Source organism: Methylocaldum sp., from assembly GCF_035627495.1.
Taxonomy (GTDB): Bacteria; Pseudomonadota; Gammaproteobacteria; order Methylococcales; family Methylococcaceae; genus Methylocaldum.
On the sequence record NZ_DASPLO010000173.1, the window covers coordinates 30,195 to 46,064 of the forward strand.

Here is a 15,870-nt window from a genome sequence, read left to right on the forward strand (position 1 = left end):
AACGCTCGAATTTTACATGGATCAACGCCGGTGGGAGACCCTCAACGTACTGAAGGCGGGTAGTACGACCAAGGCGCAGACCAGGGTAAGCATGAGGCCGATTGCCAGGAGCATGCCCATGCTGGCGGTGCCTTGATGGGTCGTAAAGGCAAGGCTGCTGAAGCTGAACACGGTGGTCAGCGAGCCGTAGAATACCCCTTGCGCTTCGCTGGTGCTGAGCAGGTCTTCGCCGCTCGAATGCAAGTAGTGCAGACGGTGCGCCATGTGAATGCCGCTGTCGACACCGAGACCGAAGAGCAAGGGTAGGGCGATGATATTGGCGAAATTGAACGGGATGTCGAGCAGCACCGTCGAGGCGGCGGTAAATAAGGATGCCAGCAGCAGCGGCAGCAGCACCAATAGCGTGTCTTTTAGGTTTCTTAAGACTAGCAGCAACAGTACTGTGGTGGCAGCAAAGGCGATCGCGAACGCCTGCTGAAAGGCATCGATAACTTCATTCATCGATTCGAGATACGTGACCGGTACGTCGGTTACATTTTTATCGACTTTCTGTGCTTCCAGAATGAACTCTCGCAAATTCTCGAGATCGTTCAAGTCTTTCTTGGGGAAGATTTGCAGGCGGTACAGTCCGTCGGCGCTGATCCAGCGGCTTTTCAGGTCGTCAGGCATGGTCTCCATGGAAATCGGACGAGCCTGAAGGCTTTCGCGAAGATGGGCGATGGTGGCCGGAAGCGGGCCTAAAATGCTGTCCTGGAGCTTGCTGAGTACCGCTTGCCGCGTGCTTTCGTCGGCGGTTTCAAGGCGGTCGCGCAACTGCGTCAAGGCTTCGTCCAACGCTTTGATCGCGCCGTTTTCGCCCGCCGCAGAACGGTCTTGTACGACCTGATGGAATTTCTCGATTACCTCGGGGTCAACGCCCCCTTGAGCGGGTGGGGGGAAGTTGCTGAGTTGCGGGCCCATGATGAGCGACAGATCGCTGATGATGGCGAGCTTTTCGTCCTGATTCTCGGGAATGAAGTCGAGGATACTGACCACCTTGTCAACTGTCGGCAAGGCTTCGAATTCGGCTTCCTTGGCTTTGACCTCGGCTTCGCCCCGCACCAAGGAGGCCAGCGTCATGGGTGAAGTGTCTTCGAATTGCAGTAGATATTTAAAGGTCTTGACCGATTCCGTATTGGGATCGCGCAGGTTGATCGGGTTGAAGTCCACGGTTACGTCGCAGAGCAGACCTGCGGAAATCAAGCCCAGTAGGATGGTGATCACACGGATCGCTGGCGCATAGCGGATTGGCCAGTTGGAAAGCAGAAATGATGAGCCTTTCTTCTCTTTGCTCGGCTGTCGTGGTTTCAAAGGCATGATTTTCATCAGCGCCGGCAGTATCGTGAACGTCGTCGCCAGTGCGATAAACATGCTGGTGCCGGCGATAATGCCGAGTTCGGCAACTCCCGAGTAGTTTGTCGGGATATAGGCGTAGAGACCGATAGCCGCGGTGAAGGTGCACAGAATGAGTGAGGCGCCGGTGGACGTTAGGGTATCCCGCAGGGCATCCCGCTGGGATAACCCGCGTAGGACCAATTCCCGATAACGCAGACAGAAATGGGACGAATACGCATCGCCCATGCCGATAAACAGGACTGCGAACCCGATGGAGATCAGGTTGAGCTGGCCGATGGCGACGGTAGCGAACCCCAGGGAGAGAATCAAGCCCATGGTCAACGCAACAAAGGTGGCGAACATCAGCTTGAGGGAGCGGTAAGCGATCCACAGGGTGGCGCAAACGAGAATGAGGGATGCGACGCTGGCGATCGAAACTCCGGTGCCGATGGTCTGCATTTCCTCATGCTCGAGCACCACCTCGCCGGTCTTGCGGACCCTCACATCGGCAAGATCTCCTTGCAATACATCCGCTACAACTTTGTCGATGGCCCCGACCGCTTTTTCGGCGGGCAGCAGTTCGTCAAAATTAAGGACCGGTGAGATGGTAATAAACCGCTTGGTGACCCCGAGGCCCTCTTCGCGGGTGAGCATCAATTGCTGCCAGGACAGCCTGTAAGGTTTGCCTTCGCTGGCGGCGACAACCGCCTCGCGAATCTTCTCCAGCAAAGGATTTAGCTCGATTTCGAAACCCACTTCGGAAGCCTTCAACGCTTCGCCCAAGATATTGAAAAGACCGCCGAGGCTGTTGTTCTCTGAAATATGGCCGATAAAAGGCTGGGCATTGGCAAGCTGGGTGGACAAATCCTCCAACTCTTCCGAATTTAGATATAACAAGCCGTTTCGAGCAAAGAATTCGCCTTCGTCCGGAATGTGGACCGATTTGATGTCGGTCGAATTCTGTCTGAGTTTCTCGCCGATGCGTTTGACCGTTTCGGAGGTTTCCTCCGGCGTTTTGCCTTCGACCAGGAGAATGATGGTATTGACATCTTGCGGAAATGCTTTTTCCAGCTTGATGCGATTCTGCTGGAACGGCAGATCCGTGGAAATCATGTCCGCCGTGTTCGTATTGACCTTCAGGTTCTCCATGGTGTACTGGAGCGTAAACCCGCAGACGACTAAGAACAGCAAGATGACCAGCCATGGCCGGTTCAGGAAATTTTCTTCCCACCAGTGGATGAAGCGAATAAGGACATGCTCGGCGGTTCTGCTCATCGGTGTCTTAGTTGCGAGGGTTAATAACCGCCAGCGGCTGGCGGCGGAAGAAGGAAATCGGACCCCAAGAGGTGCACTGTTCGGCGAAGCGTATTTGCGGCGGCGTTAAACGCTTTTCCGAGCCGGGCCAGCGCGACGAATTCGGCAGGATGACTCAATGCATGCCGTAGGAGTTTCGGAAGGTTAACGTCGCCCCGTTCATCTACGGCGACAGTTACGGATCGGGGAAGACTCATGCATGCCGGATCGGCTATGGCTCGAACCGCTAGGAAAGGTAAGCCTCGGGCTTCCGCAACCGATGCTACGGCAGCGCTTTCCATATCGACGGCAACCGCGCCATTGGCGGAATGAAGCATTTGTTTTTCTGCCGAGCTCGCTACGATTTCGGGGCTTCCCCATAAAGGGCCCGACGTGATCCGCAGTGTTGGCTTGAGGGCATGGTGAGCTCTTTCGCGCCAGCCGGGGCTGACCGCATGCCCAGTGCCATCTGGGGTAACGATCCGTTCGGGCAATACCAGATCGCCGGCATTTAAGGAGTGATCGAGGGCGGCCGCGCAGCCCCAGCTTACCAGTGCTCCGATTTTGCGTTCAATCAGTCGGAATGCCGCGATTCGCGCGTTATGCGGGCCGGCGCCCGAGACCATTAACCAATGCCCCTGCGGCAGTTCCAGCTGGCAACCGAAGCCGATGCGCTGTCGGGCGAGCGTGCGAGCCTCAGCCGGCAGCGCGACTACAAATCCAATGGACTTCACGCCGTGCTGTAGCGCTCGTTGCGATAACGCGCCAGCGCCCAGAGCGGAAAGAATTTATCGTAACCGTGGTATTTGAGATAAAAGACCTTCGGGAATCCCGGTGCGGTGAAGCAATCGTCTTTCCAGAAACCATCGGTATTTTGGGTTCTTACGAGGTAATCCACGCCGGCTTCGACTTCCGGCGAATCCGCCTCGCCCGCGGCCAAAAGCGCGAGTAATGCCAGTCCGGTCTGGAAGGCCGTGCTGGTGTGAAAGCGGCCCCGGTGTTCCGGGCTCGTGTCATGATAGGTGAAGTTGTCTTCACCCCAGCCGCCGTCCGGGCGTTGTACGCTCTTGAGCCAAGCGACCGCCTTTCTGATGCTGGGATCGGTTTTGGGAATGCGGGCCGTCTCGAAGCCTACAAGCACCGACCAGGTGCCGTAGATGTAATTGGTGCCCCAGCGTCCGAACCACGAGCCGTCCGCTTCCTGTTCCTTTCTGAGGTATTCGATCGTACGATCCAGCACCGGTTTGAGATCCGGGCGTTGCTCCAGCATCTTACCCAAGAACATTGCGCAGCGTCCGCTCACGTCGGCGGTAGGCGGATCCAGCAGGGCGCCGTGGTCCGCGAATGGTATGTGATTCAGATAATAGTGCGTGTTGTCGGCATCGAACGCGCCAAAGCCGCCGTTTTCCGATTGCATGCCGGCGATCCAGTTGGTGGCACGCCGAATGTGTTCGTCGAACTCGTAGGTTTCGGCTTGAGCCAAGGCGTGGGCGACTACGGCGCTGTCGTCCACGTCGGGGTAATAGGTGTTGTCGAACTGGAAAGCCCAGCCGCCGCCTTCCAGATTCGGGCGCTTGATACGCCAGTCGCCGGGCTCGTCCGTAAGCTGTTTGCTCGCCAGCCAGCGCAACCCGTGAGCTAAAGCGTCGTCGATCTGCGGATCTTTTTCAAACTTGTTGACTTCCTGCAGCGCCAGGCTGGATAGCCCCGTGTCCCAAATAGGCGATACGCATGGTTGGCAATAGGCGCTATCTTCGCCGACGACGAGCAGACGTTCGATGGATTCCTTGGCTATCCGGCGGTTCTCGTCTTCGGGAGGGATTCCCAAGCAGTCCATGGCCTCGTAAGCGTTAACCATGGCGGGAAAGATGGCGCCCAGGCCGTCTACCCCGTTCAAGCGCTCCATAAACCAGTCGCGAGCTTTTTCGGTGGCGTTTCGCCGCATTGCCTTGGGAATGAGGGGTTCCATCAGGCGACCGACGCGTTCCAGCGCCAGAAGGCTTTTTCCGAGGGGCGTCTTTACATGGCTGAAATAATCCTTTTCCTTTTCCGGAGCGACGGTGAATAGCTCGCGAACGCTGATCTTCCTCGGGTTGCGCGCTTTCACTTTGTAGCTGCACAGGATAAACAAAGGCACCATCACCGTGCGCGACCAGTAAGACACCTTGTCGAGGTGGAACGGAAACCAGCGCGGCAGCAGCATGATTTCCACCGGGATAAAAGGCACGGCGCGCCATGGCACCTGTTCAAACATGGCCAGCATGATTCGGGTGAAGACGTTGGCGCGCGCAGCTCCACCCTGGGCCAGAATCCACTCTCTGGCTTTTTTCATATGCGGAGCGTCGATGTCGTCTCCGGCCAATTTCTGGGCGTAATACGCTTTTACGGTGCAACTAATGTCGCCGACGCCTCCGCGGAATAGCGGATAACTGCCGTCTTTTTGCTGATGAGCGCGCAGATAGTTGGCAATCTTGGCTTGCAGTGCCTCGTCGATCTCGTCCATGTAGTGCATCATCAGGATGTACTCGGCCGGGATGGTGCAGTCGGCTTCGAGTTCGAACACCCAATAACCGGCTTTGTATTGCAGTCCCAGCAACTCCTCTTTGGCGCGCCGGATAGCATTATCCAGCGGCGATTCGTTATAGGGTCGGACGAACACTGAATCGAGAGCGGAAAGTGCGGTCGCTTCTTTCAACATGAGCAAGGGATTCCCTGTTTGTGGTTAGCTTCTCACGTGTCGGTACGATTTCCCGAGAGCAGAATCTGACGGCCGCTGCGCGGCAAGCCGGATCCTGCCAGGTAAAATGCGGCGTTGAGCAGGATGTTGCTCGAACGCAGCACGCGGCCGGTGAGAACGGTCGCTTTCACCGCCCGACGTGTAATCTTGACTTGTGATGAGGCGCTGAAATAAAGATTTTTGTTGATTTTTCGCAGGGTTAGCACCGCCATGCCCAATGCCCACAGGCAGAACTCTCTGAGTCCCGTCTCATGGGAAGGTATATAAAGAGTATAGGTAAGCGCATTCCTAAGGTGTTCGTGAGCGATTCCGATCAGTTGCTTGAACCCCTCGCAAAATTTGGGGTTGTTATGGTCCGGTTTAAGCTCGCGCAAATCAAATCCGCATTCGTCGAAGATCTCGCGTGGCAGCCAGCAAACACCGCGGGCATGATCATCCCAAAGGTCCTTCAGAATGTTGGTCATTTGCAGGCCCTGGCCGAACGACACGGCCAGCTTCATCATTTCGTCGCGATGGGCTGCGATCTCGGGGGAGTAGTGGCAGAACAGCTTCGTGAGCATTTCTCCGACCACGCCGGCCACGTAATAGCAGTAGTCGCTCATTTCGTCCATGCTTGAAAGACCGTATCGCAAATCACGGTCTTGGAATTCGGCCATGCCTTTCGCCATGATTTCGACACAGCAAGCCAGTGCCTCCCGTTGCGGCGGATCGAAGCTGTGAGTGATGGTGATGACCCTGGGAATTAAGTGGATCAACTCATGCTCGGCCGGACTAGTGCTTTCCGAAAGGCGCGGCCCGAGTTCGTCCCTTAGGAGGTCAGCGGCCTCGCTGCTTTGGACCACCCGCACGAATTGCTGACAGAACCTGCGCTTTTCCGCGGATGTGAACGCTGTTTCATCCTCGATGGTGTCGACTATGCGACACAACAAGTAGGCATTCGAGACCGGTTTGGCCAGGATTGGCGGCAGTTGCGGAATGGTGAGCGCGAAGGTGCGGGAAACGCCTTCCAGAAGGTGGGACTGCAGGGCGTCGTCGCTCATTACGTCTAAATCCAAAGAAAGGCTTCCGCTTGTGCGGACGAGTGTTGCTCCGTTCAAGTTCAAAAATTCCAACCAGTTTCTAGATGCGGTGTTCCGGCCAGTTCATCTTGAGATAAGGCAGCAACGGTGCGCTGGAAAAACCGAAGATTCTAGCTGTATTGCCCCAATCGTCAAGGTGTGTTGTATTTTAACGAAATTTAGTTGAGGAAAATACAACTACAGGCTAGGATGTTACATTATAATTAAGCTTGAACTAATCGGAATTACCCGGCTTGTCGAGGTTATGGGTGATTTGGCGAATTCCAAAGCGTATTGGTCAGGAATTCAGTATGATTTATAGTCGTCGGCGACGTGTCCTGTGTGCTGTCAACAAGAATACAGCCTAATTTTTTAGTGAATTGAACTTGTCAACTTGGGGGAAGGTGAATGAGCGTTCCAATACGGCAACAACTCAGCGTAGCGAAGTATCTTTTGCAACAAAAGTTAAAAGCGAACAAACGTTATCCGTTAGTGTTGATGCTTGAGCCCTTGTTCCGCTGCAATTTGGCGTGTGCCGGTTGTGGAAAGATCGATTATCCCGATGAGATCTTGAATCGCCGACTCAGCATCGACGAATGCTTGGCGGCTGTTGATGAGTGCGGTGCGCCCATTGTTTCGATTGCCGGCGGCGAACCTCTGTTGCACAAGGAACTGCCACAGATCGTAGAAGGAATGATCCAGCGTAAGAAGTACGTCTATCTCTGTACGAATGCGCTCCTGCTCAAGAAGCGCATCGACGATTACAAGCCCTCCCCCTATCTCACCTTCTCGATACACTTGGACGGCAACCGTGAGCGCCACGATGCTTCGGTTTGTCAAAAAGGCGTGTTCGATCGGGCCGCCGAAGCTGTGGAAATGGCTATCGCACGGGGGTTCCGCGTCACCATCAACTGTACCTTGTTTCAAGGCGAAAACGCCGAAGAAATTGCGGCATTCCTTGACTACTGCAAGAAGCTCGGTGTCGAGGGTACGACCATTGCTCCGGGCTTCAGCTACGAGCACGCGCCACTGCAGGACATCTTCATCAAGATGCGCGACAGTAAGGAATTGTTCCGCAAGGTCTTCAAGCTGGGCCGCGGTCGCAAGTGGAAGCTGAATCATTCAAGTTTGTACCTGGATTTTTTGGCGGGCAACCAAAGCTACAATTGCACGCCCTGGGGTAATCCCACCCGCAACGTGTTCGGCTGGCAAAAGCCCTGTTATTTATTGGTCGATGAAGGTTATGCGCCGTCCTTCAAAGCACTGATGGAAGATACCCCCTGGCATAAGTACGGCAACTCCAAGAATCCGAAATGCGCCAATTGCATGGCCCATTGCGGATACGAAGCGAGCGCGGTGGAAGATTCCGTGAAAAATCCTTTGAAAGCGGCTTGGGTAGCTCTTTTCGGGCCGCGTACAGATGGTCCGATGGCACCCGAGCCGGTACCGGAATACGACGTCGGATCGGTCGGCGTTAAGGCAAGACCAGCCATCCGCATCGAGGCCGCCGACTGATTCCAACTTCGAAGCCGGCGGCGTCCTGAGTCAAAACGCCGCCGGCTTCGTTCTGCTTCTCCCAGATTTGTTTTACCTTCCTTGGCTAATTCGCACGACGCGCGTTGCGCCGCGAGTGCGGGAAGCATTCTTCGTTTCGTGTGGTGAGACTAATTGCTTATAGCCAGCGGGGCACTCGACGTTGATATTCCAGATAGCTCTCAGCAAACAGGCCGCTCAGCTTGGTTTCTTCGTAAGGAAGAAAAAGGCGATCGATCACGAAAAAGAAGCCGATCGGGGCGATGAATAGCGATGCTGAGCCGACAAAAAAGGCGAATCCGGCCAAGGCTGTGAGTATTCCTAAATACATGGGATTGCGGGTCCAGCAATAAGGGCCTTCCATGACTAGCGCAGTGGGATCGCCGGTAGGTACGAAGGTGGTTCGGAGAAGCCGGAACTGAAACAGCGCCGAAGCGCTTGTGGCAAAGCCCACGGCGATAAGTATGATTCCCAGGTGTGGTGCTTTGAGGTGAGGAATATCCGGGGCCAATTGATCTAGTCCGAAACTTAGGCCAACAAGTGCTAAGGCGATGATAGGAGGCGGAAAGCGAATTATGTGCTGCATTATCGAATAGCCGGACAGGGTTGATTGGCAGGGCGATGATACGTTAGGTAGCGATTGCCTGAAAAGTCTGTCGTTGTTTTGAGATGTTTCTAGCGCTGGGGCGCCAACCCCGAGTATCTCACTGCAAAAAATTATTAAGATCGCTTAATTGCCAATGGATGTCCGATGACCGCGCACAGAGAGCGGCGCTGATATTTTCACCAAGATCTAAATTTCGGAGCGACCATTCATCGGGATCACCGCAAGACCCCGGAATCGCCTTCCAGCGCGGAATTTCGCCGGAAGCCAGAACGCATCGGGTGAGACCGAGTCCTAAACCCCGCCCCACTGCCTTGATAAACGCTTCTTTGCGAGTCCAAACGTCAAAAAATGCCGCCAAGCGACGAGATGCTGGCAGCGAGTGCCAATAATCGCGCTCCGAAGGGGCAAAACAGCGCTCCACCAGACCTTCCACGCGCGTAAGCGGGCGCCTGATCTCAAGATCGACGCCAAGCGCCAGGTCCAGGCCGACGGCAAAGAGAGCCCGGTCTCCCGAGTGGGAAACGTTGAAGACCAATCCCTTGTCGGGTTCTGTTCCGGCCAGCCGCGGTTTGCCGTGTTCGTTACGCTCGAATTGGATGGCATACGGGGCAATGTCCAAATAACGAGCTAGCAAGCACCGCAACGCGCCTTGGGTGACAATAAATCGCCGCTGGTGAATGTCGGAGCGGAACTGCGAACAGCGATCACGCTCGGTCGGATTGAGTACCCTCCAGAAGGCATCGCAATCACGAGGCGTAACGGCGAGATTCAAGTGCCAAACGTGGATTTCAGTGCTTGTAGGGTGCGCAACGGTATCGGACCGGGAGTTCATTATGTGCAATCTCCGTTGGGCAAAGCGGCGTTACGGGTTAGGCAATGGCAGGAGTTTCTCTTCCCCAACCGTTTCGAGCTTGTACCCGGCATGACGGAGGATTCTCTTTCTATCTCAGGTGCTTTGAGATTCGGGGTGGCTTTCATGGCGGGGAAAACCTTAAAATTCGCTCCTCGTCTCGAACGCATTGGTTAGAAGCCTGCAATCCCATTGATCCGAAAATTTTAAAGTAAAGCATCGATAAAGGTCGGGACGGACAGCAAGCGGATCGGGTACTCAGACATTACGGATAATTTCATTCGACATCCTGCCTTTCCCTCGATAATGAAAACAAGACCGAATTATCCTCCTGAAAAATCCGATAATAGCGGATTTGCGGCTAACAGCCTCACCAAGTTCTCGATATTTTCATGAAAAGAAGATGAATCAGCGCCGACGACAGTCTCGGTTAGGTTGTGCCTTTGCTTTAAGGTGGCTGTACTGATGAGGCGAGCATTAATAACCGGTGGCAGTGGAGCCATTGGCGGGGCAATTGCACGGCAATTGGCCAATGACGGTTTGCATGCAATCGTGCACGGGCACGGAAATCCGAATGGTGCGCGCGTCGTGGTCGAAGACATTCGGGCGCGAGGTGGATCGGCGGAGGCCGTGTTCTTCGACGTGGCCGATGGCGATTCCACCGCACAGGTTCTGGAGGCGCTCTTGGAAGTCGGCCCGATCCAGGTGTTGGTGAATAATGCCGGCATCCATGACGATGCGCCGCTGGCCGGCATGCGCCGGGAGCAATGGCGGCGCGTCGTGGAGGTTTCGTTGACCGGTTTCTATAACGTTACTCAGCCGTTGCTCCTGCCCATGATCCGAACCCGATGGGGCCGCATTATTAACGTGTCGTCGGTGGCCGCACTTATTGGGAACCGCGGGCAAGCCAATTACGCGGCGGCGAAGGCCGGATTGATCGGTGCCTCCAAGTCGCTTGCTCTCGAAGTCGCATCCCGCGGAATCTCGGTGAACGTGGTTGCACCGGGAATCATTGAAAGCCCTATGATTTCAGAAGCGTTCAATTCCGAACTGATCAAACAGCTGGTGCCTATGAAGCGTTCCGGCACGCCTGAAGAGGTGGCGCATTTGGTTGGTTTTTTGGCCTCCGATAAGGCGTCCTACATTACGGGGCAGGTATTGTCTGTCAACGGTGGCATGGCATGATTCGAGATCGAGCGGCGAGCCATGAGCTTGAGGGATTCGGTGCTTATGCCTTGGTGATTCCGGCTTTCAACGAAGCGGCAACGATTCGGGAAGTCGTGACCGCGGCGCTTCAATTTGTGCCCCGCGTCATCGTAGTGGATGACGGCTCGACGGACGGGACTTCGTCGGCCCTGGAGGGACTCGGCATCGAGTTGCTCCGGAATGAGACGAATCAGGGCAAGGCGGCTAGCCTTTGGCGTGGTTTACAGCACGCATTGCGGGAGGATGATGTTGTCGCCGTGATGACGATGGACGGCGACGGCCAGCACGACCCGCTCGAAATTCCTAAACTGCTTCGGGCGGCGCACCGCTTCCCGCGCCATGTCGTGATCGGTTCCAGGCTGTGGAATAAGGCCGCTATACCTCCGGCCCGTTATCGCGCCAACCGCTTCGCCAATTTTTGGATCGCCTGGGCTTCGGGCCAACCGATCGAGGATAGCCAATCGGGATTCCGGGTTTATCCCGCGGAATTGATCCGCTCGGTGACATTGTCCTATAGCCGGGATAGAAGTTTCGTTTTTGAAAGCGAAATTCTGATCGAAGCGGCTCGCATGGGTTTTTATGCGTTACCGGCGCGGGTAAGCGCCGTTTATCGCGACAACGCGCGCCCCAGCCATTTTCGCCCGGTAACGGATATCGTTAGGATTACGCGCATGGTTGCGTGGAAGCTGATCACGAGCGGCCTGTATCCAAAAGGGCTTTGGCGCAGCTTGACCATGCGTCCGTTCAATTACGAGTAGCCTGGCCCGCCAATAAGCGTAACCGGAAACGGAACATACAATAATGACGGCTAATTTGGTTCAGGGCACCGTTCAAACGACCGAGCACGTACTGTTTTTTACCCTCGTACAAGTCACCGTTATCATCATCGCGGCGCGAGTGGCGGGCTATCTAGCCAGGCGAGTCGGCCAACCGCGGGCAGTGGGCGAGATCGTCGCGGGGCTCTTGCTGGGGCCCTCGCTATTCGGCGTGCTCGCACCGGAGACTTTTCGATTGATATTCCGGGCTACCGATACGCTGCCGATCAGCATTATGAGTCAGATCGGGCTGATCATGCTGATGTTTCAGATCGGCCTGGAATTCGACTTTTCCCACCTCAAATCCCGAGAGAACAAGCGTGCGGTCAGTCTGATCAGCGTGATGGGCATTGTGGTGCCGTTCGTGCTTGGGCTGGCGTTCGGCTACGGCTCTGCGCCCCATCTGGCCTCCGGCATTCCTGTGTCGGGGTATGCTTTGTTTATGGCCACCGCGTTTTCGATTACGGCGGTGCCGATCTTAGGGCGCATCATGATGGAGTTCGACCTGACGCGGACCCGGATTGGGGTGATCACCATTTCGTCGGCTGCCATCAATGACGCGGTCGGTTGGACTTTGCTGGCGTTCATTTCCGCAGTGGTCACCGCTCACTTCTCCGTCGCCGGCATGTTGATGCAGGTGGCCTCGCTGTTGCTGTACGTGATTGTGTGCTGGTACGTGGTGCGGCAAGTACTGCGATTGTTGGTGCGCCGTTTTGATTTCGACGGTCAGGCGTTGCCGCAGGACCTTATGGCCATTCTTCTGGTTATCGTGTTCACCTCGGCCATGTTGACCAGCAAGCTCGGGATTTTTGCCATCTTTGGCGGGTTCATGATGGGTGTGCTGCTGCACGATCAGCATGGGCTCGTGGAGGCATGGAAGCACAAGGTGGCGGATTTGGTGACAGTGTTTTTCCTGCCGATTTTTTTCACCTATACCGGCCTACGTACCGATGTGGGAGGATTGGAAACTGCGGAACTCTGGTTCTGGTGCGCGGGGCTTGTTTCTCTGGCCGTTATGGGTAAGTTCGGCGGCTGCTACATTGCGGCGCGGCTATCCGGCTTAAAGAGGCCGGAAGCGCGGAACATCGCCATTATGATGAACACGAGGGCGCTGATGGAGTTGGTTGTCGTGAACTTGGGGTTCGATCTGGGCGTGATTCCCTCCCAAGTCTTCACCATGCTGGTGCTCATGGCGATCGCCAGCACCATCATGACGGCACCGGGGCTTCGTGCATGGCTGCCGTCCATGGGACACGCGATCCCGGCGGGACGGGATGCATAACCCGGGTTTATGACCGCAGGCGGCGTTTCTCCAAACTCTCTTGCCAGGCTTGTGACAGCGCTTTGATTCGAAGGGCTTTTTCAATAATCTCTTGCTGGCGGGGACCTTTTATGATGGCCAGCATTGCATCCCGGATATTCAATCGTTCCTCGTCTTCGTGAAGAAGGGTAATCGTATCGCCGTTATGCACCTCGCCTTCTTCCAATACGCGAAAATAAAATCCGGTCCGCCCCGAGTGCAGAAAGACATTTACAAACGAGGGATCGCCCATCTTGATTCCCAGTTTGAAGCAGGGAACGCGCGGCTGAGTGACTTGCACTACGATCTTGCCGACTTGAAAGATGTCGCCGATGTGAACGGTCTCATCAGGCATTCTGGTGACGGTGAAGTTTTCGCCGAATTGTCCAAAGGGCAGGGACGTTTTTTCCAATTCCCGTTCCCAAAAACGATAGTTTTCCGCCGTGTAAACATAAATGGCTTTGTCCTTGCCGCCATGATTTTTTAAATCGATTTGTACGTCGCCTTCAAGGCCGAAGGCGCTGACCTTGACCGGTCCCTCGACCGGCTCCTTGTAAATGCCCGTGGAAATCCAGCGGTCGTCATATTCGACCTGTTTCGGCTCGGCCAAGCTAATAGCCAAGAGTTCCATCGACACCTCGCTGAAAGTTGGACTGATTCTAATCTGATCCAAGGTTGATTGCGCGTCTAACCGGTCCAAAAGATCGTCTGTGGCCCGGACTCGGTCCCAATTGGCGTAAACGCGATGTATGAATGCTTGTGGGATAGCCTTTGTGGAGGGCGAAGTCGTAGCCGGGATACAGGTTGTCGAGGATGTTCATCTCCCAGTCCCGGAATACTTTGGCTAGTATCGATGCGGCTGAGATCGCCGGTACGGTTGCGTCTCCGCCGACAATGGCTTCGCCGGGGCAGGGGAGTTCCGGGTAGCGGTTACCGTCTACCAAAACCCGATCCGGTTTTGTCGGTAGTGCGGTAAAGGCGCGGCACATAGCTAACAGTGATGCCTGCAGGATGTTGATGCGATCGATTTCACTCGCCTCGGCTCGGCCTACCGCCCAAGCGAAAGCTCTGGTCTTGATCGCCACGGCCAATTCTTCGCGGCGTTTCGGCGTCAGCTTTTTCGAATCAGCCAGTCCGTCGATATAAAAGCAGTCTTCAACGATCACCACCGCCGCAACCACCGGTCCGGCAATGCATCCACGGCCCACTTCATCGCAACCGGCAATCAGCGCCACTGGGTTCGATTCCAAAAAACCTATCCGCTGTCTGTCAGCGGATAATGCTCCGACCAGTCTGCTTGAGGAAGTCCACCATTCTTTGGATTTCAGGCGTCTCGGCGGTCATTTCGTCAAGGTGCTGGATCGCTTCTTCGAGCTTTAGCCGGGATTTGTACACGATTTTATAGGCTTTCCGAATTTGCCGGATCGACTCCGGGCTAAAGCTCTGTCTCTCCAAGCCAACCGTATTGATGCCGTGCGGCTTGGTGGGGCTGCCTCCGACCATGACATAGGGCAGGATGTCGCGGGTGATGACGCTGCCCATGGCAGAAAAGCTGTGCAGGCCGATTTTGCAAAACTGGTGTACGAGCGAGAAGCCGCCCAATATAGCGTGGTCGTCCACGCGCACATGGCCGGCGAGCGAGGCGGCATTGGCCATGATGACATGGTTGCCTATTGCGCAATCATGAGCGACATGAGTATAAGCCATCAGCAAATTATCATTGCCGATGCGGGTAATTCCTTGATCTTGAGCAGTGCCGCGGTGAATCGTTACATACTCGCGGATGATGTTGCGATCACCGATATCGAGATAGGTGACTTCACCGCGGTACTTTTTATCTTGTGGGTCTTCTCCCACAGAAGCGAACTGGAAAATCCGGTTGTGTTTCCCGATTCGGGCCGGTCCTTTAATCACCGCGTGAGGACCGATACTAGTGCCGGAGTCGATTCGGACATCGGGTCCGATGATGGCGTAGGCTCCTACGCTGACGTCGTTCGCTAACTCACAGGAAGGATCGATAATAGCCGTGGGATGAATCAAGACTCCTGCTCCGCCGCCGCACACATAATTTCCGCACTGGCTACGAATTCCCCGTCGACTTCCGCACGACAGGAAAACGCCCAGATATTCCGCTTGTGACGCAGATAGGCTGCTTCCAGCATCAGGCGGTCGCCCGGAACGACCGGGCGCTTAAAACGCACTTTATCCAGGCCAACGAGATAGTAAACCATGCCTTTTCCCAAAACATCCGGCGCTGTTTCCGATGCGAGCAAGCCGGTTGTTTGGGCTAGTGCTTCAATAATCAGAACCCCGGGCATGATTGGCAACTCCGGGAAATGTCCCGTGAAGAACGGTTCGTTATAGGTCACGTTCTTGAAGGCTAAGAGCCGCTTACCGGGATCTACTTCAAGAACTCGATCCACGAGGAGAAAAGGATATCGATGAGGTAGATACTCCTTTATTTTTTGAATATCCAAAGGCGCTTTTCCTTTTTCGGGAATGGATGAGGTCATGGCTCAGCGGTATTAGCGCTTAAAGCTGTCTTCGAGTTTTTTCTCGACCTTCCCGGTCACGTCGATCGAGTCGCTGGCGAATACTACCCCGTCAGTCAAAAGAAGATCGAAGTTTTCATCCTTGGCCAGGGACTGAATGGCTTCGAAAATTTCCTTCTGCAATTGAGTCAGCTCTTCGTTGCGGCGGAGATTGAAATCTTCTCGAAATTCGTCCTGCAAGCGTTTGGCTTCACGTTTGCGGCTGATGATCTCCTTATCGATTTTCTGTCGTTCAGAATCGCTCATTACCGCGGCATCTTTGGCGAGCTTTTCTTCCATCGATTTGATTTCTTTCTGTTCGGCGACCAGCTTTTTATCACGCGGTGCAAATTCCCGCTCCAGTTCCTTTTTTGCCTTCTCAGCCTGGGGTGCCTTTTCCAATAACCGGGCTACATTGACGAATCCAATTTTGAGGTCGGCGGCTTCAAGGCTCATGCTCGCCAATAAGCCAAGCAGCGCAAAACCAATGCTTTTTTTCAACATGTTCTAAGTCTCACTTCGAAAATTCGGTTAATGGAAAGGTTGTTGATGGCAGAAATACTGAG

The 15,870-nt window shown here is 54.9% G+C and carries 15 protein-coding genes; 4 read left to right on the plus strand and 11 right to left on the minus strand.

Translation table 11 applies throughout. From position 1 onward, the window contains the following. Positions 1-21: 21 nt before the first annotated feature. The 4 genes from VEB01_RS15535 to VEB01_RS15550 are packed head-to-tail and all read right to left on the minus strand — an operon-like array spanning position 22 to position 6,444. Positions 22-2,649: an MMPL family transporter gene (locus VEB01_RS15535; RefSeq protein WP_324876992.1), complete on the minus strand. Its 2,628-nt coding sequence runs from the start codon at positions 2,647-2,649 to the stop codon at positions 22-24. 20 nt (positions 2,650-2,669) lie between these two features. After that, positions 2,670-3,401: a phosphorylase family protein gene (locus VEB01_RS15540; RefSeq protein WP_324876994.1), complete on the minus strand. Its 732-nt coding sequence runs from the start codon at positions 3,399-3,401 to the stop codon at positions 2,670-2,672. Continuing rightward, on the minus strand, positions 3,398-5,365 hold the full coding sequence (gene shc / locus VEB01_RS15545) for a squalene--hopene cyclase (protein ID WP_324876996.1): 1,968 nt from the start codon (positions 5,363-5,365) through the stop codon (positions 3,398-3,400). The genes VEB01_RS15540 and shc overlap by 4 nt, the downstream gene beginning before the upstream one ends. A gap of 32 nt (positions 5,366-5,397) precedes the next feature. Beyond that, on the minus strand, positions 5,398-6,444 hold the full coding sequence (locus tag VEB01_RS15550; RefSeq protein ID WP_324876998.1) for a phytoene/squalene synthase family protein: 1,047 nt from the start codon (positions 6,442-6,444) through the stop codon (positions 5,398-5,400). A gap of 426 nt (positions 6,445-6,870) precedes the next feature. On the opposite strand from VEB01_RS15550, the gene hpnH reads away from it, so the two are divergent. Continuing rightward, a complete protein-coding gene (hpnH, locus tag VEB01_RS15555; RefSeq protein WP_324877000.1) occupies positions 6,871-7,977 on the plus strand; it encodes an adenosyl-hopene transferase HpnH in 1,107 nt (368 codons plus the stop codon). 157 nt (positions 7,978-8,134) lie between these two features. Here hpnH and VEB01_RS15560 read toward each other — a convergent pair whose 3' ends face one another. Together VEB01_RS15560 and VEB01_RS15565 are read right to left on the minus strand one after the other, a co-directional pair. Beyond that, complete coding sequence (locus tag VEB01_RS15560; protein WP_324877002.1) at positions 8,135-8,581, minus strand: methyltransferase family protein; 447 nt, start codon at positions 8,579-8,581, stop codon at positions 8,135-8,137. A gap of 118 nt (positions 8,582-8,699) precedes the next feature. Further along, entirely contained in the window at positions 8,700-9,434 is a 735-nt protein-coding gene (locus VEB01_RS15565) for a 4'-phosphopantetheinyl transferase family protein (RefSeq protein ID WP_324877003.1), read from the minus strand. 483 nt (positions 9,435-9,917) lie between these two features. Here VEB01_RS15565 and fabG point away from each other — a divergent pair, with 483 nt between their 5' ends. The 3 genes from fabG to VEB01_RS15580 are packed head-to-tail and all read left to right on the plus strand — an operon-like array spanning position 9,918 to position 12,755. Further along, positions 9,918-10,637: a 3-oxoacyl-ACP reductase FabG gene (fabG, locus tag VEB01_RS15570; protein WP_324877005.1), complete on the plus strand. Its 720-nt coding sequence runs from the start codon at positions 9,918-9,920 to the stop codon at positions 10,635-10,637. Further along, the gene (locus VEB01_RS15575) at positions 10,634-11,416 is read left to right on the plus strand and encodes a glycosyltransferase family 2 protein (protein ID WP_324877006.1); all 783 of its coding nucleotides are present in this window, start codon (positions 10,634-10,636) and stop codon (positions 11,414-11,416) included. Before fabG ends, VEB01_RS15575 begins: the two co-directional genes overlap by 4 nt. Positions 11,417-11,459: 43 nt before the next feature. After that, the gene (locus tag VEB01_RS15580) at positions 11,460-12,755 is read left to right on the plus strand and encodes a cation:proton antiporter (protein ID WP_324877008.1); all 1,296 of its coding nucleotides are present in this window, start codon (positions 11,460-11,462) and stop codon (positions 12,753-12,755) included. 7 nt (positions 12,756-12,762) lie between these two features. Here VEB01_RS15580 and VEB01_RS15585 read toward each other — a convergent pair whose 3' ends face one another. The 5 genes from VEB01_RS15585 to VEB01_RS15605 are packed head-to-tail and all read right to left on the minus strand — an operon-like array spanning position 12,763 to position 15,808. Beyond that, positions 12,763-13,446, minus strand: coding sequence for an MOSC domain-containing protein (locus VEB01_RS15585; protein WP_324877010.1), 684 nt, complete (start codon positions 13,444-13,446; stop codon positions 12,763-12,765). After that, positions 13,433-14,023, minus strand: coding sequence for a ribonuclease HII (gene rnhB, locus VEB01_RS15590; RefSeq protein WP_324877012.1), 591 nt, complete (start codon positions 14,021-14,023; stop codon positions 13,433-13,435). Before rnhB ends, VEB01_RS15585 begins: the two co-directional genes overlap by 14 nt. 19 nt (positions 14,024-14,042) lie before the next feature. Further along, the gene (gene lpxA, locus VEB01_RS15595; protein WP_324877013.1) at positions 14,043-14,813 is read right to left on the minus strand and encodes an acyl-ACP--UDP-N-acetylglucosamine O-acyltransferase; all 771 of its coding nucleotides are present in this window, start codon (positions 14,811-14,813) and stop codon (positions 14,043-14,045) included. Continuing rightward, positions 14,810-15,250 (minus strand): 3-hydroxyacyl-ACP dehydratase FabZ, encoded by a 441-nt coding sequence (gene fabZ, locus VEB01_RS15600; protein ID WP_475442037.1) that lies wholly within the window; start codon positions 15,248-15,250, stop codon positions 14,810-14,812. The genes lpxA and fabZ overlap by 4 nt, the downstream gene beginning before the upstream one ends. 48 nt (positions 15,251-15,298) lie before the next feature. After that, positions 15,299-15,808, minus strand: a complete 510-nt coding sequence (locus tag VEB01_RS15605) for an OmpH/Skp family outer membrane protein (RefSeq protein ID WP_324877017.1) — start codon at positions 15,806-15,808, stop codon at positions 15,299-15,301. Positions 15,809-15,870: the final 62 nt, after the last annotated feature.

Bases quoted from the DNA above. Each gene is read 5' to 3' on its own strand.
- VEB01_RS15550 (WP_324876998.1), bottom strand. From the start codon at position 6,444: ATGAGCGACGACGCCCTGCAGTCCCACCTTCTGGAAGGCGTTTCCCGC.
- shc (WP_324876996.1), bottom strand. From the start codon at position 5,365: ATGTTGAAAGAAGCGACCGCACTTTCCGCTCTCGATTCAGTGTTCGTC.
- VEB01_RS15580 (WP_324877008.1), top strand. From the start codon at position 11,460: ATGACGGCTAATTTGGTTCAGGGCACCGTTCAAACGACCGAGCACGTA.
- VEB01_RS15535 (WP_324876992.1), bottom strand. From the start codon at position 2,649: ATGAGCAGAACCGCCGAGCATGTCCTTATTCGCTTCATCCACTGGTGG.
- VEB01_RS15575 (WP_324877006.1), top strand. From the start codon at position 10,634: ATGATTCGAGATCGAGCGGCGAGCCATGAGCTTGAGGGATTCGGTGCT.
- hpnH (WP_324877000.1), top strand. From the start codon at position 6,871: ATGAGCGTTCCAATACGGCAACAACTCAGCGTAGCGAAGTATCTTTTG.
- VEB01_RS15560 (WP_324877002.1), bottom strand. From the start codon at position 8,581: ATGCAGCACATAATTCGCTTTCCGCCTCCTATCATCGCCTTAGCACTT.
- VEB01_RS15565 (WP_324877003.1), bottom strand. From the start codon at position 9,434: ATGAACTCCCGGTCCGATACCGTTGCGCACCCTACAAGCACTGAAATC.
- fabG (WP_324877005.1), top strand. From the start codon at position 9,918: ATGAGGCGAGCATTAATAACCGGTGGCAGTGGAGCCATTGGCGGGGCA.
- VEB01_RS15605 (WP_324877017.1), bottom strand. From the start codon at position 15,808: ATGTTGAAAAAAAGCATTGGTTTTGCGCTGCTTGGCTTATTGGCGAGC.